The sequence below is a fragment of the Segetibacter koreensis DSM 18137 genome (assembly GCF_000374045.1).
In the GTDB taxonomy this organism is placed as follows: Bacteria; Bacteroidota; Bacteroidia; order Chitinophagales; family Chitinophagaceae; genus Segetibacter; species Segetibacter koreensis.
Window position 1 is genome coordinate 35,612 of the sequence record NZ_KB893333.1, and the last position, 21,056, is coordinate 56,667.

Below are 21,056 nucleotides of genomic sequence, written 5' to 3' on the forward strand. Positions count from 1 at the left end.
GTATAACAATTCATTACTCATTTACATCTTCCCATTGAAGTTGCTTATTTCGTATTGGGAGATTATTTTTAGAGGCAAAATTGTTCCTTACTTTTTGAAGGTCTTTGGCCCACTTCCCTAACGGATAATGCAATTCCCTGTAAATAAGATAAGTCATGTCTATAGTACGATCAGGACGATGATCTTTCACATCATCAACTTTGTGAAGAAACTTGCGCCCGTTTGCCTCCTCCACCCTTGGTTGCCATTCTTTGTACCAAACAGTTGTAACAGATTTTAGCATTTCATCACGTTGCACCTTTATAACCTCTGCCTCATTCAACACTTCATCCATTAAAGATGTCGCAACACCTGCATCTCTGGGAGCAACTTTTGCAGCAAGTTTCATAAGAGAATCCATATGCTGCAGGTGAAGTAACATGGTGAGGTTTTGACGGCATAACATCGCTACGGAAAGCATTACCTCAAGGCTGTAATTCTGGTATTCTGCACTTCTTATGTTTTTATGCAATAGATCGGTAAGTTCATAATTCTCTTCTAAAAACTTTTGAACGGATTGCAGCCGTTGTCTGTTCAATTTACTCCAATCAGATTTTACAGCGAAATCATTAGAGGGAAGAGCAAGCATAGGCAGCGTTTGGTCACGCGCAGGTTTTGGTGTTTTATAAATTTCTGCATGATTACCGAAAATTGGTGTGCGCAATGTAGAAGGCACCCACTCCCAGCTATCGTCATAAAATTGGGCCTGCCGACTTAGCAATCGATATATAGTATCCATTTTAATTGAACTATATCCATAATAAGAAGTATAAAACCTTTCTTCTAAATCTTTTGAGGTGACGCCGCGATGATTCCATCCTGCAGCAGCACCGGTTGCATATCCTAGCCAAAACGTCTCCGGGTGCAACCCCGCGTCTGCCCAACCAGCAATAAAAACGCCCATAAAGTCAGACTTTTGTTGCGATACTGCAGAAGATATGGTTTTTAGCATTCCTTCCACCCGACCGGTTCGGCGGTCGTTGCCAGCATCAGCAACTGTATCACCAGAAGACATGGGATAGTAGCTTGGAAAAAGCGGCTCCTCACCTTCTGTATAGGTATAAATATATTGCCTCATCTTGTTTGCCTTATATTTCGACGCCGTGCTGCTATCATACACACCGTTAATAAGGTGAGAAGGAAGGAGTGGTATGTCTTCTGGTTCTAATGGATATTCTCCCCAGAACGAAACTTTTCTTTCTTTTTTATTTAATTCATCAGCAATTCGCCGGGTAAAATGGGCCAACAGTTTGCTTCTCCCTCCCATGGCTTCCGCTTGTTTTCGGTCATCGTCGGCTTTGCCCACATAATATGCTTCATCTGTCGAAAACACAAGGTAATTTCCACCTTTATTAGCCTCTATTAGTTCCCCAAACAGCTTTAGCAATAAACTGTCCGTCTGGGGGTTCATAACACTAAACTCATAGTTAGAATTTGGGAAGGCCCTCAAATGTGCGTACTCACGATGCTTCAATATAAATGCGACATGCGCGGGCGCATCGAGGTAAGGCACCAGCTCAACGAAATGAAACTTTGCATAATCTGTTAGCTCCTGGTATTCTTTTGCGGACAAAGCATAAGGCTCAACAATTGCAGGAGCGCTCTTAAATTGAAAATGACCTTCAAGTTTAATCGAAAAAGCATTGATTTTAAAATAAGCCGCTTGCTTTATTATTCGCTTTAGCGCCGTCATTTTCTCCAGGTGGTGCGCATCGTCCCAATAAATCATCCTAACGTTCAAATCCGGCCAGTCAACAATCTCTCCTTCGGGCAACGACAGGTTCTCTTTTTGAGGCCTTAAAAGTTGCAAAAAAGTTTGAACGCCATAGTATAAACCTTGTGGTGCATTTGCTGTAACTGTGATTTGTTTATCAGTCAAATTTAGTTTATAAGCTTGCTTTTCTAATTCAATACGATTAGTATCGGTGGATGCACCTATTTGTACGGAGCCGCTTTTAACTATCAACCTGATTGCAGGTAAAGAACTAGTATTTACAATGTTTTTTGAATAAATTTTAAAATTTATTCTTTTTTCTTTTAAGCCATCAAACAGACTTTCAAAAGCAGCGTTAGTTTCTGTAGTTCGATTATCTTCTACACCCCAGTTATCATCCAAAGAAAAGGTTTTAGAAGAAACGGCAACTTTCTGAGGTACCGGTAGCAAACCAGCAACATATTTTGAATTGATAGCAGAACTTCCCGAGGAAGTTCTGCTTTGTTGCCCATTAGCAGTGAAAAAAGATAAAAAACAAAAAAACATGGTAAAATTGTTTGCCAGGAGAGAGTTACGGAAGTTCATGCCCTGGTATCTTTTAGAGCTTTGCAGTTTCAAGTAGGATAGCATTAATATTTCTATATTTTTAAATTGTCAAGTCTTTATTTACACACTTCCAACGATTTCATCAAGAGCTTAAATCGGTTTACAATTATACTATTAGTGGAGCAGCCAGTTCTTTCTGCAGCGCTTCTGCCCTGCTATTTTTTTTGTTGTTGTCCGCCATTATCCACAGATATTCCGGCGCTGCCGAATACTGCGAAATGCTCCCTTTGTGCAACGAACCCCGTTCTGTTTTTCATTTACTTATCATACGTTTCAGTTCCTGTGTTTTCCCTTCTAGTCAGGCCCAAGTAATGAGACAGAGTTATTGACCACATTTCTACCACCACTCTGGTTTCCTTCGTGGCATAATGGAAATGGTTATCTGCGATAAAGATAAAGTAATGAAACTAAAATTTAAAAATAAAAAGTTTATGAAAGACCAATAATTACAAAAAGAAATAAAATAAAAAAACTTAAATTAAGATTAAAAGTTGTCAAAACTATAATTTAAACGAAGCTAAATTTCGCTCACCCGTTTTATTTTATGAAGCTATAAATTAAGTAAATCAAAAGAAGTACCGTTCAAATGTAAAGTTGAAGTATACGCCTTTCCGTTAAAAGCTAACAGCAGAAGGATCACCAATCCGGTAGAAATTATTTTTTTTATAGCATGATGTAAAGGCAAAAGGTAGTGAAAAATGAATGTAAAATAGACGGTACGCACGTAAATTGTCCAAAATTGATAGTGATAACAAGGGCAAAAAATATCATTAAACTTCCATCGGGCAGAAATTAGAATTTGAATAGATAATGGAGCAACAATATTATAAGATGGATAGTGCTTTTATAAAAATCGATAATTATTAATCGTTGAACATCTTTTTAAATGCTACGATAACGGCTAACAAGATTTATTAAAATGGAACAAGTATAAAGACAAGCAAGTTTCAAAGATGGACAGGTTGTTGGCAAAGGAATACTAACCTCTTTAAAAAAAATTATCTTTTCTTTGTTTCCGGATGAAACGTTTGCCACGAATGCCAGAATTCCTGGTAAGCTTGCAAACTTTGTAATTTTTCGCCCTTCAAAATACCATTTGTACAGTCACCAGCCATATTCCAAATCGATTGGGTATTATCAATTATTTGTTCATCGTTATATTTTGTAAATGACAGAACTTTTCCTTTAACCCTTCTGTCAAACACATGAAATGTAGCAGTATCACTTTCAAGAGTTAACAAAACAGGAATATTGCGTAAGGAATCTTGTATTATTCTACTCTTTACTAATTCATTCCAATCAAAAGCTTTTGATTCGCCATTATATTTTACACCAACCACCCACGACTTCGATCTCCAGGATAAAGAGTCTCTTTTTGTAAGACTGCTTTTGCCGTTGCCTTTATCGTAGTTTGCCATGTCTTTATATTCATCTGCAAACAGGGTGTCGGGCTGCATTATGAAGGAATTAGGATATTGTTGCAACCATGCCGCTAAAGTTGACTGTCGCGAAGGAATTTCTTGCAATGCCGTTCCTCTCAGGGGGCCGGCAACGGCGACTCCCGTTGCTTGTTGCCACCAGCTTTTTGTTGTAGCGTCTTCAAACATGGCATTGAAGTGGTCCATTCCTACAAGCCTAAACGTTTCCACTTTACCACGAACCTCCGGGCTAAATGCCCGACCAGTTCTGCAAACCGTGCAATAAGTAACTATCACCGGAGTGTGGCCAACAGAATCTCTTACCTGGTGATGATAACCAATAAATTGAATTGGATAAGCTTTCGCTTCGCCGTTAATTGCAACACCGATAACCAACTTATCTCCTTTGATTTTATTTGTACCTGGTTGTGCAAAAACTAGTTGATGAGGTTGATAAAACATCTTGTCAGCCTCAGCCTGAAAGTTTATAAAAAAGAAAACTATTGCGTACAAAAGCAAAGCGGATGGCAAGATAATCCTGGCTTGCTTCTTACCGTTTTTAAAAATATTTATAACCGGGAACAATATAAGCAGAAATGCAAGTATTCTCAACCACACAATATTTCCGCTTAACCAATACGCGAAAGAAATCGTGTTCGTTTGCTGGCTTCCGGGAAATGGCATAATGAAGTAAACCCTAAGTATTTCGACAGTGAACAAAAGCAAGAACCCGATAATTAATAGCAGTCTTTGCATAATTCAAAGTGTTTTTTCCTAGAGAGATCAGGAACAAGCAACCCTTTTTGAGAATTGAGAATTTTATTTTTAGGTTAGATATTTAGTTCGTCTATCCGTTGCGTTAGCAACACATAAAAGGACAATGTCTTATAGTGTTTTGCGCCAGAAAAACTACTTAATCGTCATTTCAACGCACGAAGCAATTTGCTTGGCTAATCGTAACATGCTTCATAATTCAGCAGATCGCTTCGTTCCTCCTTGAAATGACAAGTACATTCGTTTTTATAATGCAACAGTCAAAGAATTACCCATCGCGCCACGTCGTATCGGCTTAATATTGTTCGGTAAAAGGACGCGGAAATGCCTTCCATACATCGTCACCTTGCCTGTCAACCGGCAATTCACCTAAACGGTCGTAACGACGCATGTCAATCCACCGATGACCTTCGTAAAACAGGGAATATCGTCTTTGTTTGAGCATTTCATTAATCAAGGCAGCTTTAGTTTGAGCTCCGGTATAGTTTGCAAGCTGATGTCCTTTCCTTATAGTGTTGATTGCTTTAATGCCTTCGCTAAAGTTATTCAATTGAATGTTTGCTTCTGCATAAATCAGGATCAATTCTTCATTTCTTACAATAGGAACAGGCGCAGTGCTTGATGTATACACCCAGATATCACGATTGCTTGCTAACCCACTTAAAGATGCGGTAGTTGTCCGAAGCGTGGCTTTGTTTATCCTGTCGTCACCTGCTTCGATATCTCTGGCGTAGGTTGGATGAGCCACCCTTACTTCGCCTGTTTGGTTTTGAGGTATAAAAACAGGGTTTAGCTGGTCGCCTGAGCCTGTGCCAAAAACATGAAAAACACCTAAATAAAAGTCTTTATTTAAGTCAAAAAAAGATTGAGATAACGCTGTTAAAGCTCCTTGCCAATCCTGGCGGTAAACGGCAACTCTTGCCGCAAGAGCCCGGTTGAATTTAGCCAGACCAGCTGCATCATTAAAACCATTAAATCCAGCTAAAGGAAAGACAACAGTCGCACCGGACAAATCATTTACAGCCGAATCAAGCAAAGATGCAATTGCTGCTAATCCATCATTATAAGTTACGAATTTACCTAAATTGTCAGGATCAGCAACATCTACTCTTATCCCATTTGTATCGGTTAGATTAAGATTTATTAAAAGCTGGTAAGCTTTAATAGTTCTTGCAAAACCTGCATAACCTTTTTTCTTTGCTTCAGAAATAAGAGAAGAATTGGCAGCCGCTTGTAACAAAACATTACAATTTTTCACGACTCTGTATCTTGCTGACCAGGGGTTTGTAATATAAAAATTACTGTTGCTCAACGTGGCATTATTAGCGCCTGGTAAGTCAGTAACATACCTGGGTTCAGCATTCGAAAACCGATAACCTTCTCTTCCAATAACGCCTACGTCGTCAAGGTACAGAGCGAGCTGGTTTCTCATACCCGCTTCGGTACCGCTTACAAGATTGTTCAAGTCGCTTTTAGATGCATTTTTTAAAAAGTCCTCAACCGTAGCATTATTGAGGTTACCGTAATCCTTTTTGCAACTGACAAAAAAACTGCTTAAACTTACCAGGATTAATGCCGCCAGGATGATATTCTTTTTCATAATATTTTTAAACATTTATTTTTCAATTTTCGATTAATGTTGATTCGGGCTCAATCAAACGGCCGTTTATAGATCAATAGATAAATGAAAGTTTGCGCGTTTTGAGGCAGGGTAAGGGTCAACATCTACACCAGAGGAAAAGCCGGTACCAAAATTTGAAACTTCAGGATCATAAGATTTGTACTTAGTGATGGTGATGTAATTATTGAGCGATACACCAAATCTTATTCCTTTAACATAAGAGATAGGAACCCTCGTAAAAGAATAATACAAACCTATTTCCCGAAGCCGTGCATAAGTGGATGTAGCCACGAATTGATGCGCATCAGAACCAACCAGCGAAATTCGATAGATTCCGTCGGGAATGCCTTGCTTATTAGTGACGTTATCAAAGTCTGCGCTCGTACCTCCAAAGTCGTTTTGCAGAGTTGTTAAGTTTACATTCTGACCGCCCTGTTTCCAATGAATAAGAAAACGAAGGCTGAGGTTTTTAAAGAAAGTAAGTTCATTATAAGAATTCATTTGAAACTTAGGTTCTGCATCACCCAGCACACCTACGCCTTGCCCGTTAAGCCCTACGATTTGTGTAGCCGATTTTCCTTGCTCAATTTGGTAGGAACCCAAAACATATCCAAAAGAACCTTGTGGAGCTGCTGGTATGATAAGCTTGGTAACCAATGAGCGGTTGAGCCAAAAATTAACAGAAGTATTCCATGTGATGTTTCTTGCTTGAACTGGTCTTGCATTCATACCTAATTCTACACCCCGGTTTCTCAGGTTTCCTGCATTTAGCCATTTTGTAGAAAATCCTGAAGATGAAGCCAAATTGCTCAGCATCAAAAAATCTTTAATAACCTTATTGTAATATGTAAGTTCAAAACCTAGTCGGCCATTCAAAACACTAAAGTCTAGTCCTGCTTCAAATTCGGTCTGTCTTTCAGGTTTTATAGTAGACTGGCCTTGTTGTGTATTTACAATCACTCCCGGAAATCCTGTAATATTAGACACAACTAAAGATGTAAACTTGCTGCCATAAGCGGGAACGTTGTTTGCTTGCCCATATGCTGCGCGCAATTTTATGTTTTCAAAAAAACCATCTTTAATTAATCCTGTCTTTGTCAGGTTCCATGAAATGCCGCCTTTGGGATAAACATAAAATTTTCCCGCATCACCGTTATTGCTCGACCTGTCGAAACGCACTCCTGCAGTCAGTGAAACAGCATCGGCAATATTTGCTTCCTCCTGAACAAAAATGCCTGAATTTTGAAATTTGGTCCTTAATTGTGTTGCATTCAACGCACCAGCCTGGTCAACATTTGATTGACCGGAAATGATCTGAGTAGCTACATTCAATAAATTATTATAATCGCCGGTTTCCTGGGTAAAGCCTGCTGAAGTCGTCAGCGATAATTTATCAGAGGCATTCCAAGTATTTACCAAAGAGAGAATGTAATTCGTACTTAAGTTTTTAGTAAAGCCCTGGATAGAAGTGCCTTTATTAACTGCCTGAAATTGGAGAATGCCTGGAAATAAAACGTTCGTATTTAGGTTGTAGAAATCAAAGCCACCTCTTGCAATAAATCTCGTAGTACTGGAATTACTTTTTTGTAAAATGGCATCCAGGTTTGCTCCTGTGATAAATCTGTTTACTGTCTCATTGTTCTTCATGAGTGCAATGGTTTGTAAAGGATTGGCTGCAGCAAAAGGATTGTTGGGATAATTCCCTGCTTTATCAGGATGCAATTGAGCAAAGCTGGGTGTAGAAGCCAAAGCAATGCCTGTTGTTATTCCGGCATTATCATTACCAAACAAGCCCCTGTCTGCAGAAGAATTAATATAGCTTGTACTAACTCCAAACTTTATATTGTCCGTAATGCGGTGGTCAATATTAAGTCGCATACTTGTGTTTTGGTAACCGGTATTTTTTACAATTCCACCTTCATCTTTCTGAGCTGCAGAGAAATAGAAGCTTGTTTTTTCATTTCCGCCGCTCATGCTTACTACAGTATTTCTTAAAAAGCCTGTATTTCCGTATATCTCTTTTTCATAGTCATAAATTTGGCCCTTTGATTGAGCATCTAAAAATTGTTGTCTTAAGGCCACACTCGTAGCACTATCACGAGATAAACTTGCCGCCCTGTCTGCTGTAAAGGCTCTAACACCTAATAATTTTCTTGCAGTTACAAACCCGATATCCTGCGAAACAGAAACACTTGTTTTTCCCTGCCTTCCCCTTTTTGTTGTAATAATAATAACTCCGGCGGCAGCTCTCGAACCATACACCGCCGCGGCAGATGCGCCTTTTAGTATTTCAATGTTTTCAATGTCTTCAGGACGCAGGTCTGCTATCCGGCTCGAAGGATTGTCCTGGTTAGATGTAGTTCCCCCGCTTCCTTGTGCTGAGGTAACGGCGTTCATTCCTGCGGAAGTAGAGGTGTTATCAACAAAAACTCCATCTACTACATATAATGGCTGAGTGTTTCCATAGACAGATGTAACACCACGTAGCTTCACCGAGATGCCTCCGCCAGGAGCTCCCGAATTTGCATTGATATATGCCCCGGGAATTTTTCCTGAAAGTGCAGCATCGAACGTTTGTGCCGGCGAAGTTCCGCTTAATTGTTTTGAAGAAATAGTGGCTACAGCATTTGCCAGGTTTCTCCTTTTTACAGTTGTCGCCAGTCCTGTTACAACCACTTCATCGAGTTTTGCTACGTCTTCTTCTAACTTTATTTTCAGGTCTGGCCTTGCCCTTATGGTCTGCGTTTTATACCCTGTTGCACTAACAATTATAGAAGCATCGGGAGGAATTGCAAGACTAAAATTTCCTTTAGCATCAGTTGCCACGGAAACAGTTGAATTTTTCACAGCAACGGTTGCTGAAGGAATGGGTGCACCACTTGCATCAATGACCTGTCCCGTTACCGCAATATTTTGCGCCGGAACTATAACAGGAATAAAAAGCATACACAGTATTCCTGTTATAATTAATAACCTTTTTTTCATCATGTTTTGGTTTAAATGGTCCGTTTAGAATAACAATCTTTACAAGCAGTATTTTATAATTGATTACAGAAAATTATACAACAGTTTGTTTAGCGGAAAAAATGTGAGCACCATATCCATTTGTGGCTACTTGTTTCGCCCTCGGCGGATAGGTTGAAAGGTCAGTCGGTGTGGTAGCAGCGAGTCCGTCGACGTACCTGTTGAACATACAAAAAACCGCAGCAATCAGAACCGTGTCATGAACGTCTCTATCACTTGCACCAAGAGTTTTTGCTCTTTCAACTTGTTCAGGAGTTACATACTTTCCTCCTTTTTGTACACTGCCTGCAATAGACAGCAATGCTTTTAATTTATCAGACACCGGAGCTGAATTATAGTCTTTCTTCACCTGTTCAACAAGGTCTTTGTTGCCGTCTAAATATTCGCAAGCAATTGCACCATGAGACTGGTGGCAATAAAAGCAATCGTTGAGGTAGGATACATGAGCAGCAATTAATTCTCGCTCTGCCATACTTAACCCTTCATCGTCACGCAGTAAAACATTTGCCAACTCGCCCATTGGTGCTGCTGTTTCCGGCCGGAAAGCCATTAAAGCCCTAATGCCGGGAAGATTTCTATCTACATCAATATGGGGCATAATTTTAATTTTTGTATTGAAAATGTTAGAAGTGAAAATGAGAAACGTGAAAGCGGATGTTTTTACCTTTTTACTTTATTTTATTTATAAACATTCAAATCCGCGTAGCCTTCTTCGGCTCTGATTTTTGCGCGGTCTACATATAATTGACGGTCTTGGGGAGCCCTGGTATTTAACCCGTCAACGTAACGGTTGAACATGCAAAAGGCAGCAGCGATCAGAACAGTATCATGTATTTCTCTGTCTGTCGCACCAAAAGTTCTCGCATGCTCAACTTGCTCAGGCGTTACATACTTTCCACCTTTTTGCACACTGCCAGCTATAGCTAGCAATGCTTTCAGTTTATCTGAAATAGGTGCTGATTGATAATCTTTTTTAATGGCGTCAATAAACGGTATATCACATTGAAAGTAATGTTGTGCAAGTGCACCGTGTACATTTTGACAATAAAAACAGTCGTTTTGAGATGACACATATGCACCAATCATTTCCCTTTCGCCGCGTGACAACGTGTTGTTATCATCATGTAATAGAACTTCTGCCAATTCATTTAAAGGTTTAGCCGTTTCAGGCCTAAAAGCCATTGGACCTCTAATGCCTGGTAAGTCTTTTTGTAAATCGATGAAAGCCATATTTGTTATTTGAAAAATTGTAATTGAATTTTAATTTGGCCAGTTACTGCTAACCTGTCGTTGGCAACTGGTATCCCTTTTCCGTCATTCTTTTGCCCATTGCGTCGTACTCGGCAGGGTCTGTTGGGGTTAAGCTTGCAAGACCATCTACATAGCGGTTAAACATGCAAAAAGTCGCAGCAATCAAAACCGTATCATGTATTTCCCTGTCGTTAGCGCCAAGTTTTCTTGCAGCTTCTATGTCTTCGGGCAATACTTCTTTCCCTAATATTTGTACTTTACCTGCTATATGCAGCAATGTTTTTAGCTTTTCGCTTACGTTGGCGTGTTGCATATCTTTTAGGACAGCATCGACTGTATCTTTATTGTCACTAAAAAGACATCGCGCGGCTGCAGCGTGACTGCTCATACAAAACGTACAGTCATTTAGATAAGAAACATAGGTAGCTATCAGTTCTCTTTCAGCTTCGCTTAACGGCGATTCGCCTCTTAATAAAACCTGAGCTAAATCATACAATGGTTTGCCCGTTTCTGGCCTGAACATTACTAATGCCCTAATGCCGGGAACTCCTTCTGGAACATTAATGTATGCCATAAATAAGCCTTATAATTTTTAAAAACATTTTGTAAACTATAGAAAATAACATCTATTAAGATCTTGCATAGATCAACATCTTGTATAAATAGCCGCGTCGAAAAAATTCAATTCCGCCCCCTATTATGTTGCGTTTTAAACCGCAAAAAGCGCTATGTTCATCTTTTAAGCCTTTAAACCCCTTTAGGGGCTGGGCTTAATCCTGATAATTGATAGAGTTTTGTTTTCCAAATAGTGTGGTGATAAAACCGATAACAAATACAAATGAAAAAATAAATATAGCATTGCCATAACCGCCAAGAAAACTAACCAAAGCGCCAACAAAGAAAACTACGGTGGCTGTAAACAGCCTCCCTGCACTAAAACAAAAACCGGTTGCAGAAGCACGAACAATTCGTGGAAATAACAGAGGAATATAAACTGAAAGAACGCCTTGACTGATACCAAAGAAAAGTGCCAGCACCGAAAGTTCTATAAAAGCTGTTGTGTTAAATGCTGTATTAATTTTAAAAAGCAGTAATGAGAAAATGAAACTGACTAAAAAACACATGAGCATCGTTCTTCTCAATCCTATTGCGTTTGCGATCCATCCTGAAATAAAACCTCCCGTTAAACCGCCGGCTCCAAGTATCATCATACTCAGTCCCCGATTGTGTTGCTCATTGGATGGCGAGATACTTTGTACCCATGTCGGCAGCCAGGAGAAAATCGCCCATAACCCGATTAACATAGTTCCAAAGATTACAGAACCGAGAAGCAGATCTTTTCTGTAAGATATATTAAAAAGTTTTTGGGAAAGAACGATTTGGCCATCTTTTTCCGGTGAACCATCTTTCCTGCTTTCAGGTTCTTCTAATGTAAACATCGCCGTTACTGCAACCAACATAGGGATCAATCCAATCAAAAAAGCCTGCCTCCACGTTGATACAAACAATTCTATAAAGCCTGCAGAAAAAATGCCGACAGGAATTGAAATGGATAAGATACCTAATGCTACTGCCCGCTTCTTGGGAGACCATGCTTCTGCAACAAGAATATTTGTAGTGACCAACACGCCACCAATGCCAAAGCCTGATAAAAAACGGCAGACAGCTACCAAAAACCATGATGGTGAAAAACCTGTCAACACGGTGAATAAAGCATAAAAAGCTGTAGCTAAAATAACGGTTTTAGACCGCCCAATCTTATCGCATATTAATCCCCATGCGATGCCACCAAACATCCATCCAAAAATAAAGACTGAGCTTATGTAAGCGCTGACATTATTAAATTTTTCTACCGATACATCTCCTAATAAATCCTTAACTGCAACCGGCAAATAAACAGACATTAGCGTAGATACCGTACCGCCAAACATAGTACTGGTGAAACAAATCGCAAACAGTAATAGATGCTTTGTTGTTTTTACTTTCGTAACTACACCTTCCTCTTTAAGGGGAAGTGCAGCCGATAAAATTGTGTGAGACATAAAAACAATTTAGATTTTCTCTTTTTTCAAATGATCGTATCCCTGCGGCAGACGGGTGTAACCGTGGCGGACTAATCGGTTTGCCAGCACATTAAAGTAACCAGAGTCATCAGGCAGTGCTGTTGCCAGTCCATCTACATAACGATTATAGAGACAAAACAATGCAGCAATTAATACCGTATCGTGAATTTCTACATCAGTCGCTCCTTCATCTTTCGCTTTTTGTATAGCTTCTGGCGTTACACTTTTACCACTTTCTCTTACCATTGAGGCAATGGTTAGTAGCGCTTTCATTTTACCACTTACAGGTGCGGTGTTAATGTCTTCTTTTACCTTTTTCGCTGTTTCAGTATTGCCGATTAAAAGGTCGGCAGCAGCGGTATGTGCTGTTGTACAAAAGGTGCAATTGTTACCACTTGATACAACGGTGGCTATCAGCTCGCGTTCTCCTTCTGTAAATGTTGATTGGCCTCGTAATAAAATTTGGGTTAATTCCCGAATAGGCTGCGCGGAATCTTTTCGATACTCAAGTAAGCCGGTTATTCCGGGCAAATGTTCTTCCAGAGGTATGTAAGGCATGATTTGTAGTTTTTGTTATAAAAAAAACCGATAAAGGAAAAAGGCGTTTATTCTGCTCCGTCCGCCATGGCTTTCGCTACCGCGTAAGCGCCAATTTTTTTTCCGACAGTCAAACCAGCCTGGCAATCGCTTCTGTGATGTATTCCTCCATACATTCTGGAGTTAGATGCTTCCTGTGCCATTGCGTTGTAGTCAGAGGCCCTTTCAGGAACAATATGCGATAGCACTTCTGCTGCAGCACCACTAAAAGTTGAATGACCGGATATGTATGAAGGAAAATTAGGAATGCCCGTTAATGTTTTAATAGCCGGGTTCATTTGAGAAGGCCTGGGATTGAAATAATAATATTTGGTATTCCAACAAACAATTGCCGCATCCATTAGTGACATATTAAGGAGGGCGAGATTGCGCGCCCATCTAATTTCGCTATAATCTTTTTTAAGGAAGTCGTCAGCCGCAATTGCATTCCAATGACCGGCAGGAGTAGATGTACCAGCGCCGTCAGCCCAGAAATGAACGATTCTTATTTGTTCGCGCGAAGGATTTTTGACGTAATTATATATCTCTTCAGTTTCTTTTTTCATTTCTTCGCTACCCGTAGATGGAGGAGGGCCGGGACGCAAAGAAGCACATGTAGCCGAGTCAAAAAGAAATGCTTTTACTTTACCGTACAAAGGAAGCATGGGAGGTCGTTTGGGTGATTCAAAAGTGTACCACGGCGTTTCATTTTTTGCTATACAGTCTGTTTCAAACTTCGACCAATCGACTGCGGTGCCTCCTGCTTTGCCTGCACCATCGGTTTTGGCACGTGCAATAAAAACCTGTGCAACAGACCTTCCTAAAATTTCTCCGGCCGCAATATCACTACGCACATTAGCGCCTGCCATTAGTCTGGCCTGTTCTGCTTCTGCGGCCTTTTGCTCTATAAAAGCTATTTCAGTCGGAAATAATAATTTCATCATTTCTGCAGTAACGCCGGCCACCACCGCATCTTCTGAAGGGTAAGATGGCAAATTGCTTTGAGGTACCAAAAGGTTTGCTTTCAATGTCGAATCTACTTTATATGGTGCCGCTCTATTATAGATTTTTTTATAATGCCATGCAGCAACTAATGCATCGTATTGCGCAGCGCTTATATAAGCATAAGCTCTTGCCGCATAAGGTGGATTTGAAAAAGGAAATTGCGGATAGTTAAACGGATTCGCAGCATTCGGAATGGGATAAGTACCATCTTCTGCCTGGTAAGGTGGCAGATTGTGTTTTGCCACTAACCCTCTCATAATTTCATTCCAGCGAAGCACTGTACCCGCGCTCCAATATTTAACTACTGCTTTTTGACCTTCGGTAAGGTTCTGTTGTAATCCTTTTATTTCGTTTAACTCACCTATATACCCCGAAGTATTTGTTGCGGCAGGTGTTGCTACTGCAAAAGTATCAGGGCGTGATAGCAGAACGGTTTTCCAGCTTCCTGCTTCCATGTCAATATTAGTTTGATTAAGCGCAGGAAGATTTTCAGTATGTTCAATAATACTTTTAGAACAGGCAAATTGTATGATAATTAAAAGACCTGTAATCAGAGATAGTATAGATATTTTTTTCATTTTCAATCAATTTTTCAAAATAAGGTTACTTGGAAGATTTGTTGGGATGTAGGCTGAAAATATAATACAGGCCGGCGCCATAAGAAGTGGCACGTCCTACATTACGGCCAGATAGTACATAATCAGCTTCGCCAGTCAGCTCAATATGGGTGAAACGCGGTAGCGTATACTTCGCGTGAACGCCAACAGAAGTGCTATTCATCCTGTTGCTTGGAAAAGGCATATCATTTTTTCTGATATCAAAACCTCCGAGCGTCGTCATGTTATTTAACAGCGCTTCTGCAACAAGATATTTTTTTCTGATTCCTACGCTAAAATTATACAAAGCCATATCAGGCATTTTTACCTCCGTTGTATTATGAAGCTCGGTAGTGTAGTAAGCGTCTCTGTCAAGTTTTACGTTGCTTCTGCGCACATAGGCTCCTGAAATTGTTGTAAAGAAAATTCCCTTTTGGTAATCAGCTAAAAGTCTTCCTGAAACATTTGTTGAACCTAATCCTATCGAGAGAGGAAGGAAGTCAATTACATAATTACTAACGGGTGTACTAACTCCTGCGACAGCAAAAAGAGAAAATTTTTCTTTAGCTGATCGTATAGTAATTGGTTTCCATTTTAAGAAAAGGCTTGCATCCTGTAAACCTTTCATCCCGTGCAAAGTACCTTTTGAAGCACTTGTCCAAACGTAAGGAAGCCCGGCTAAAACATTAAGTTTATCGGAAATGCCATAGTTAGTCATATACATCACTGACTGGGTACTTACGCTCCCTATGTTGTCGTTATTTCTTTTATAAGAGCCTTCCCAGTAGTCTGTCCATTTTGAATTCATATAAGAAAAGCCGTTACACCATTGTGCTTTATTAAGCATGATGGCATCATGCTCAGTTTGAGCAAAAAGTTTCGAATAAGAAAAAGCCAAGGAAATAATCAGTAAACACAAAAGCACGCGCCTTTGTAAATTATTCTTCATAATAATTAAGTTAGTTGTTGGGTAAATATTAAAGCTAATAGTCCAGTAGCATACTAAATGCTAATGTAAAAGCACACAGGCAGTTGTAGGGTCTGCATTGCTTGTGTCAATAAATTTAAAGAAGTGCTTTAAGCTTTTCGGGAGGTTGTTCAGGAGTGGCGTGAGGAAATGTAGCTAATTCCCACGGTTTGCTGAAAGACGAGTAACATGATTGAACGCTAAATATGCGGGAAGTATAGTTAAGCTCACTTTTATCAAATTCACTAAAAATATTTTTTAAAGAAACAGATTTAGAATCTGAAGATTTTTTTGAATTTGAATTAGCAGTTGCGTCACTTATATTTTTGTAAGAATCATTTGCTTCTGATTGCAGACGCATTTTATTGTAATCAGGCAGGCACAATAGTACAAGCTGACCTTCTAGAATTCTTCTTTTCACGTACTTATAAATCTTGCCATTGATTTTTATTTCCCCATCGACGCGTTCAAAGGAAGAGTTATTAGGTAAATACGGAAGTGATAAAGGAACTTTTATAGTAAGCAAGTCAGCTTCATTGTACAAATCTTCATTAAGCGAAGCTTCCAATTGTTTGTCTGATTGCTGTTGCTCATAGCAAATCATTACTCTGTATCCCACGAGATTGATCAGGAATAAAGAAATTAAAAATATGGAAGCAAGTTTTTTCAAAATTCAAGGCAAAATACAAATTTCTTTTACATAAAATAAATTTTTTATTGCGTCCTTATTGTGTGCTCAGGCTTCCTTTATTTTTCTTATGCCAGTAATAATAAGATATAATGCCGGGAATTATCCATAATAACATAAACAACATCATAGGGTCGAACTGACCTGATGATGCTACGCCTGAATAAATAGCACCGGCCAGATCGAAGAACAAACCAGCATAAGCCCATTCCTTTACGCTGCGGTTCAAGCCGGGAACCAGGATTGCAATCGAGCCGATCAATTTTGCAATGCTGATATATCGTATAAAGTAGACTGGATAGCCCAGTGCATCATGTATCAGTTGAATAGATTTTTGAGAAGGCTTTAGTCCCCCGACAGCGGAGAAGATCATTGAGGCAGCAAAAACAATAGTAGATATCCAATAGAGCAGTTTAGCAGTTTTGGTGGTCATAGTATTATTTTAAATTCTGAATCACGGATAAAAATAATTCCTTCCTTTCATAATTCAAATGGCCCGACTGCTGATATTTCCTCCACTGATGTAGGAGCTTCACCAAATCTCAACTAGAGTTTATTTGCAGGTGAAGTACACTGCAAAAACGATATTTAAAATTATAAACGAAAAAGATGAAGCACAAGCCTCATCCTTTAATAACCGACAAACAAAAGCCTTTAGTACCTCTTTACTACCCTGTAAATAAATCGTTCGGGCTTGCTTGTTACTCCTGATGCTTGCTGCAATTTTTTCAGCTGGTCCGACTTCCAGAAAGCGTACGCTTTGGCTGTGTCCAGCAACGCTACCACCACTGTTACTTTATGGTTATCATCTGCATTATGTCCGTAAGCGCGATCCATCAAGCCGTTGTCTGCCCTCATCTGGCGGGAACTGTCAAACGATCTTTGCCACTTATCCCAATCTTTTACAGTGAAAGTTGTTCTTGAGCGCAGGTCAGAACTAATAGTAGCTGTGTCCTGGAATGTCATAGTTGTAAAATCAATAAGGGGCTTACCTACAACACCTCCTTTTTGCATAGCCTGCTTTAACCCCGGGTCTTTAGCAAACGCTTTTGCTTTGTTTAGGTCATCTACTTTTACTGCCACCAGGAGAGTGTTCGAATCTTTTAGGCCACGGCCAATGACATAGTTATGAGTACCACTGGCCACCCGCATGGAATCGTGGGCATCATAAGAGGCTTGCCATTTGTTGAAATTCGCAACCTTATGTGTTACAATCATCATGTTTTGAGGTGTATTAATGATAGTGGAAGGCTTGGAATTTGCAGCGGCTGTAGCGTTTTTAGCTGTGCTGTCATTTGCGGTAGTGTCCGTACCTTTCTTCCCTCCACAGGAGGCAATACAAAAAAGAGCTACAGCCAGCGAAAATCTTGAACTAAGGGTTAAGGATTTCATCGTTGTAAATTTAAAAATGAAGAATCAGAAACCGGTGTAGTTAAAAAACAAGAGTAAAGTGTATCAAATATACTACAAAAAAGTCGCAAAGAAAATAGGCGTCATCCGGAACGAACGATAATTTCCGTTGCTATTGTATTCTTCACCAACCGCTTTGTACGAGTTTATTTGCAGGGAAAGGACCGGTGAAAAAGTGAGAAAACTTGAAAAAGATGCAAAGGCAAAAAGATTGTATGGTGTCGCTCGTGTATACTGGTATAGCTGTAACTGCCCGTTTTACTTACCTGCAGCTATCTTTTCTAATGCCGGTAATATCTCTGAAGAAAGTGCAGAAACGACGTCATTGATATCTTCATATAAATAAGTTTGCAAAACCCATGGAAATCTTCTAAAATGCTCAAACATTCCATACTCCCTTTGGCTATTCAATAGTAAAGGTTGAACAGGAACGGAGGGCAAGGCCGGTACAATCGCAAGAAGCTCTTGTGGGATACTTTTTGCATCTGTGACGTCAGCTATGATAAATTTAGCAAGGTGTGCAAGTGTTGAAACTGTTTCTGTAATGTCACGATTAGAGGGCTTGCTAAAATCAAAAAGTACAGCCAAATAATTTCTCTTTCTTAATTCGTCCCGCAAAATATCCAAGATTAGCTTTCGTTCTTCAGTAAATCGGCCTAAAATTAATACCACCTTTGAAGAAATTGTGTCAATAGCATTTCTAATATTTTCATTATTTAAAAGCAGATATATGAATTGGCCGACTTGAAAATCGTCTACAGTTATACCTGCTTCTTCGTCTGGCGTGATAATAAGGTTCGCTTGCTCTCTTGGGTTTCCTTTCGTATTCCACGCAGAAAGTCCATAAATTTTGCAACCATTTAATATTGCATTTTCAATATTTGTTTCTACAAAACTTGCCCGTTGAAGATTTGCTTCAGTAAGATTAGCATAAGATAGGTCTGTTCTAAAAAAATCTGACCCGAAAAAATTTGCGTTAGATAAATTAGTTTTGCTAAAATTTGCTTTACTTCAATCTGATCCTGTTAATCTAACTCCTGTAAGTGTTGCACCCGTCAAATTTGCATTTGTAAAATCAGTTTCAAAGAGATTTGCACGGTCTAAAGAAGCGTTAACAAGATCGGCATCATTGAAAAAACATCGACTTAAATTGGCACCTTTAAAATCAGCTCCACTAAGATTAATCTGACTAAGATCAGCACTAGTGAGATCAATAATTTCTGAATTACTTATTCTCCAATTATTCCAAACTTCTACTCCTTTTTTAATCAATTTCAATTGATAGTCATTTGCCATAATTATTAGTGGTTATTTAATTAATAAACGTAACCAAATATATGAACAGAGGAATATTCAGTCCACAACTACAATTAATTCCGTCGATATTGCCAGGCATATCAAAACAAAAAGTTACCGAAGTAGTTATAGTCATTACAACTTTGCATAAAAAATCCCTTACTCCTGCTTCACCCATATTAATTTCTTCACATCGTACCCAAGGGCTGTTGCCTTCTGCAAAAAGCGTTGTTTAATGTTTTCCGGCATCGTTTTCTCTCTTGAGAGCAACCAGAGATAATCGAGGTTCTTCCCCGCAATCAATGCGTAAGTATAGTTGTCATCCAGCTCGATTACATTGTAGCCGGAATAAAAAGGTCCGAAGAAAGATACTTTTAATTTGGCTTCGTTGGGCGAGGAAACAAATTTGGCTTTGCCTGTAGCCTCTTTCCATTTTCCCGTTTTATAATTATAGCCACGGTTCACTACTTTAATGCTTCCATCTTTGTTCAGCGAGTAATCAGCGGTAGTGTTATTCAAATTCCTTTCAAAGCGAAAATCGAACCGTGCGATCTCATACCATTTTCCTAAATATTTTTTTATGTCGAACGGCTTTACCGCCACTGCATTTTTAGGTATGGTCTTGCACGAGTTTAAAAGTACCAGGGTAACCAGGCCGAGCATTGGCAGACCAACTACGTTTCTTGTTTTCATTTCCATCATGTTATTCACTTACAACATGCGCCTTAATAGTATTGTTCAGGGGGACGATTTAAATTAATGATGATAGCACGATTGCGTCACGCAATAGAATAGGGCAGGTTATAATTCTAATGTCGCTTTCGTTTTAGCGTGATAGTTTTTTAGTAGCTGCTATGCTACCCAAGACATGCTGGTATCCTTCGCGTCCTCGATGTTCAACTCCACGTTAGGCTGGACATTGATGTAGGAACATGAGGCAATCGGACTGGAGTAAACGGCAACATGTACGGTTGCAGGAATATATTTGAATCGGGAAACCTTGTTTAGAAGGATTGATAATGCTTACTTTGAAGAAGTAAAGCTACAATAAATGCCGAGAGTTACATACAGAGTATATGTGGTAGAACTATCAAAAAGAGTATTTACCGAAAACTGGAAGTTTAGAGCGGCTAACCCACAATTTAATGGCACACTGGAATGTCTTTATGTAGGCATGACCAGTAAGAAACCTGCGGAACGATTGCAACAACACAAAACCGGATACATAAACCAGAAAGGACACAAGCTATCGGCTTACGTAGTTCAGAAGTACGGAATATATCTTCGTCCAAGTTTGTATGAACATCTGAATGTAAAACCCATGAACCGCGAGGAAGCTTTGGCAATGGAGGAAAAGCTTGCCTGGGATTTGCGAAGGCAAGGTTATGCGGTTTGGTTTAACTAGGTAAAAAATTTTACTCTGACTTTGTTTAAGTGTTGCCTCGACTCGCTTAAATCATTATTGATAGCAGGCTTTGCGTCTGAATGCCTAGACTTTTTTAATTCAGCCCGAACTGTAACTGATTATCGATAAGTCGATGAGTATATATTCTTCAACCAGCATAGCAAATAACTCCCTGTTGTGCGTTCGTGCTATTTGCTGGTATTCGGTTCTTTATAAACCATTCCATATTTTTTTTCAGTAATTGCATATTCTTCCTCAGTTTTTTCTTTTACAGGCATTCCTACTAACGTGCCATTCTCTATAAAATATTCTTCAAATCCCGCCGGTGAATACTGAAAAATCATCAGCAGATTTTCTTTCCCGGTATTGTCAAGACCGTGCCATGTCCCTCTTGGAACGAATGCAACATNACCAGTCTTTACTTGAATAGTCTGCTCATCCAAAGTAAGTGTACCTTCACCTTTTTGAATAAAAATAAGTTCATCATTATTCAGATGTTTGTGAATACGCATTTTACGTCCAGGACTTTGATCTTCAGCACAAAATGAAATTCCATCTACGCCATGTTTTGTTTTCGAAATTTTTATAGTTATTGGCACTCTA

General features: G+C 39.4%; 20 protein-coding genes and 1 pseudogene. 1 reads left to right on the forward strand and 20 read right to left on the reverse strand.

The genetic code is table 11. The features are described from left to right. Nucleotides 1-13: 13 nt before the first annotated feature. From B154_RS0115685 to B154_RS0115770, 19 genes and pseudogenes are all read right to left on the reverse strand, one after another. Nucleotides 14-2,383, reverse strand: coding sequence for a glycoside hydrolase family 20 zincin-like fold domain-containing protein (locus B154_RS0115685; protein ID WP_157580807.1), 2,370 nt, complete (start codon nucleotides 2,381-2,383; stop codon nucleotides 14-16). An 82-nt stretch (nucleotides 2,384-2,465) separates the two neighbouring features. Continuing rightward, nucleotides 2,466-2,594, reverse strand: a complete 129-nt coding sequence (locus B154_RS33630) for a hypothetical protein (RefSeq protein WP_281166876.1) — start codon at nucleotides 2,592-2,594, stop codon at nucleotides 2,466-2,468. A 763-nt stretch (nucleotides 2,595-3,357) separates the two neighbouring features. Beyond that, complete coding sequence (locus B154_RS0115695; RefSeq protein WP_026260231.1) at nucleotides 3,358-4,533, reverse strand: DUF3179 domain-containing (seleno)protein; 1,176 nt, start codon at nucleotides 4,531-4,533, stop codon at nucleotides 3,358-3,360. A 313-nt stretch (nucleotides 4,534-4,846) separates the two neighbouring features. Then, entirely contained in the window at nucleotides 4,847-6,151 is a 1,305-nt protein-coding gene (locus B154_RS0115700; protein ID WP_033411834.1) for a RagB/SusD family nutrient uptake outer membrane protein, read from the reverse strand. A 66-nt stretch (nucleotides 6,152-6,217) separates the two neighbouring features. Beyond that, a complete protein-coding gene (locus tag B154_RS0115705) occupies nucleotides 6,218-9,160 on the reverse strand; it encodes a SusC/RagA family TonB-linked outer membrane protein (protein WP_033411827.1) in 2,943 nt (980 codons plus the stop codon). Nucleotides 9,161-9,230: 70 nt separating this feature from the next. Continuing rightward, a complete protein-coding gene (locus B154_RS0115710; RefSeq protein ID WP_018615213.1) occupies nucleotides 9,231-9,794 on the reverse strand; it encodes a carboxymuconolactone decarboxylase family protein in 564 nt (187 codons plus the stop codon). A gap of 80 nt (nucleotides 9,795-9,874) precedes the next feature. Then, nucleotides 9,875-10,426, reverse strand: a complete 552-nt coding sequence (locus B154_RS0115715) for a carboxymuconolactone decarboxylase family protein (protein ID WP_018615214.1) — start codon at nucleotides 10,424-10,426, stop codon at nucleotides 9,875-9,877. Between the two features lie 49 nt (nucleotides 10,427-10,475). Continuing rightward, the gene (locus B154_RS0115720) at nucleotides 10,476-11,021 is read right to left on the reverse strand and encodes a carboxymuconolactone decarboxylase family protein (RefSeq protein WP_018615215.1); all 546 of its coding nucleotides are present in this window, start codon (nucleotides 11,019-11,021) and stop codon (nucleotides 10,476-10,478) included. A gap of 196 nt (nucleotides 11,022-11,217) precedes the next feature. After that, the gene (locus tag B154_RS28740; protein WP_018615216.1) at nucleotides 11,218-12,489 is read right to left on the reverse strand and encodes an MFS transporter; all 1,272 of its coding nucleotides are present in this window, start codon (nucleotides 12,487-12,489) and stop codon (nucleotides 11,218-11,220) included. 9 nt (nucleotides 12,490-12,498) lie between these two features. Beyond that, nucleotides 12,499-13,068 carry a carboxymuconolactone decarboxylase family protein gene (locus B154_RS0115730; protein WP_018615217.1) on the reverse strand — a complete coding sequence of 190 codons (570 nt, stop codon included), beginning with the start codon at nucleotides 13,066-13,068 and terminating at the stop codon, nucleotides 12,499-12,501. Nucleotides 13,069-13,115: 47 nt separating this feature from the next. Beyond that, nucleotides 13,116-14,669: a vanadium-dependent haloperoxidase gene (locus B154_RS0115735; RefSeq protein WP_018615218.1), complete on the reverse strand. Its 1,554-nt coding sequence runs from the start codon at nucleotides 14,667-14,669 to the stop codon at nucleotides 13,116-13,118. 25 nt (nucleotides 14,670-14,694) lie between these two features. Then, nucleotides 14,695-15,636 carry a hypothetical protein gene (locus B154_RS0115740; protein ID WP_018615219.1) on the reverse strand — a complete coding sequence of 314 codons (942 nt, stop codon included), beginning with the start codon at nucleotides 15,634-15,636 and terminating at the stop codon, nucleotides 14,695-14,697. Between the two features lie 115 nt (nucleotides 15,637-15,751). Beyond that, nucleotides 15,752-16,273 (reverse strand): hypothetical protein, encoded by a 522-nt coding sequence (locus B154_RS0115745; RefSeq protein WP_169337675.1) that lies wholly within the window; start codon nucleotides 16,271-16,273, stop codon nucleotides 15,752-15,754. 106 nt (nucleotides 16,274-16,379) lie between these two features. After that, complete coding sequence (locus tag B154_RS0115750; protein WP_018615221.1) at nucleotides 16,380-16,775, reverse strand: DoxX family protein; 396 nt, start codon at nucleotides 16,773-16,775, stop codon at nucleotides 16,380-16,382. 221 nt (nucleotides 16,776-16,996) lie between these two features. Next, nucleotides 16,997-17,734: a hypothetical protein gene (locus B154_RS0115755; RefSeq protein ID WP_018615222.1), complete on the reverse strand. Its 738-nt coding sequence runs from the start codon at nucleotides 17,732-17,734 to the stop codon at nucleotides 16,997-16,999. Nucleotides 17,735-18,010: 276 nt separating this feature from the next. Next, nucleotides 18,011-18,340: a hypothetical protein gene (locus B154_RS33415; RefSeq protein ID WP_245542609.1), complete on the reverse strand. Its 330-nt coding sequence runs from the start codon at nucleotides 18,338-18,340 to the stop codon at nucleotides 18,011-18,013. Between the two features lie 273 nt (nucleotides 18,341-18,613). Then, a pseudogene (locus B154_RS34080) lies at nucleotides 18,614-18,700 on the reverse strand (pentapeptide repeat-containing protein); the annotation flags it as partial. A gap of 63 nt (nucleotides 18,701-18,763) precedes the next feature. Further along, nucleotides 18,764-19,048, reverse strand: coding sequence for a pentapeptide repeat-containing protein (locus tag B154_RS33105; protein WP_018615224.1), 285 nt, complete (start codon nucleotides 19,046-19,048; stop codon nucleotides 18,764-18,766). 159 nt (nucleotides 19,049-19,207) lie between these two features. Beyond that, the gene (locus B154_RS0115770) at nucleotides 19,208-19,741 is read right to left on the reverse strand and encodes a lipocalin family protein (protein WP_026260232.1); all 534 of its coding nucleotides are present in this window, start codon (nucleotides 19,739-19,741) and stop codon (nucleotides 19,208-19,210) included. Nucleotides 19,742-20,099: 358 nt separating this feature from the next. Here B154_RS0115770 and B154_RS0115775 point away from each other — a divergent pair, with 358 nt between their 5' ends. Further along, nucleotides 20,100-20,453 carry a hypothetical protein gene (locus tag B154_RS0115775; protein WP_018615226.1) on the forward strand — a complete coding sequence of 118 codons (354 nt, stop codon included), beginning with the start codon at nucleotides 20,100-20,102 and terminating at the stop codon, nucleotides 20,451-20,453. A 188-nt stretch (nucleotides 20,454-20,641) separates the two neighbouring features. Here the strand turns inward: B154_RS0115775 and B154_RS0115780 are convergent, their stop codons facing one another. Further along, the gene (locus B154_RS0115780; RefSeq protein WP_425423115.1) at nucleotides 20,642-20,965 is read right to left on the reverse strand and encodes a cupin domain-containing protein; all 324 of its coding nucleotides are present in this window, start codon (nucleotides 20,963-20,965) and stop codon (nucleotides 20,642-20,644) included. Nucleotides 20,966-21,056: the final 91 nt, after the last annotated feature.

What these genes read in the sequence shown, in the direction of transcription:
- B154_RS0115775 (WP_018615226.1), top strand. Translation starts at nt 20,100, where the DNA reads ATGCCGAGAGTTACATACAGAGTATATGTGGTAGAACTATCAAAAAGA.
- B154_RS0115695 (WP_026260231.1), bottom strand. Translation starts at nt 4,533, where the DNA reads ATGCAAAGACTGCTATTAATTATCGGGTTCTTGCTTTTGTTCACTGTC.
- B154_RS0115715 (WP_018615214.1), bottom strand. Translation starts at nt 10,426, where the DNA reads ATGGCTTTCATCGATTTACAAAAAGACTTACCAGGCATTAGAGGTCCA.
- B154_RS0115720 (WP_018615215.1), bottom strand. Translation starts at nt 11,021, where the DNA reads ATGGCATACATTAATGTTCCAGAAGGAGTTCCCGGCATTAGGGCATTA.
- B154_RS0115685 (WP_157580807.1), bottom strand. Translation starts at nt 2,383, where the DNA reads ATGCTATCCTACTTGAAACTGCAAAGCTCTAAAAGATACCAGGGCATG.
- B154_RS0115735 (WP_018615218.1), bottom strand. Translation starts at nt 14,669, where the DNA reads ATGAAAAAAATATCTATACTATCTCTGATTACAGGTCTTTTAATTATC.
- B154_RS0115750 (WP_018615221.1), bottom strand. Translation starts at nt 16,775, where the DNA reads ATGACCACCAAAACTGCTAAACTGCTCTATTGGATATCTACTATTGTT.
- B154_RS33105 (WP_018615224.1), bottom strand. Translation starts at nt 19,048, where the DNA reads ATGGCAAATGACTATCAATTGAAATTGATTAAAAAAGGAGTAGAAGTT.
- B154_RS0115705 (WP_033411827.1), bottom strand. Translation starts at nt 9,160, where the DNA reads ATGATGAAAAAAAGGTTATTAATTATAACAGGAATACTGTGTATGCTT.
- B154_RS0115740 (WP_018615219.1), bottom strand. Translation starts at nt 15,636, where the DNA reads ATGAAGAATAATTTACAAAGGCGCGTGCTTTTGTGTTTACTGATTATT.
- B154_RS28740 (WP_018615216.1), bottom strand. Translation starts at nt 12,489, where the DNA reads ATGTCTCACACAATTTTATCGGCTGCACTTCCCCTTAAAGAGGAAGGT.
- B154_RS0115770 (WP_026260232.1), bottom strand. Translation starts at nt 19,741, where the DNA reads ATGAAAACAAGAAACGTAGTTGGTCTGCCAATGCTCGGCCTGGTTACC.
- B154_RS0115700 (WP_033411834.1), bottom strand. Translation starts at nt 6,151, where the DNA reads ATGAAAAAGAATATCATCCTGGCGGCATTAATCCTGGTAAGTTTAAGC.
- B154_RS0115755 (WP_018615222.1), bottom strand. Translation starts at nt 17,734, where the DNA reads ATGAAATCCTTAACCCTTAGTTCAAGATTTTCGCTGGCTGTAGCTCTT.
- B154_RS0115710 (WP_018615213.1), bottom strand. Translation starts at nt 9,794, where the DNA reads ATGCCCCATATTGATGTAGATAGAAATCTTCCCGGCATTAGGGCTTTA.
- B154_RS0115730 (WP_018615217.1), bottom strand. Translation starts at nt 13,068, where the DNA reads ATGCCTTACATACCTCTGGAAGAACATTTGCCCGGAATAACCGGCTTA.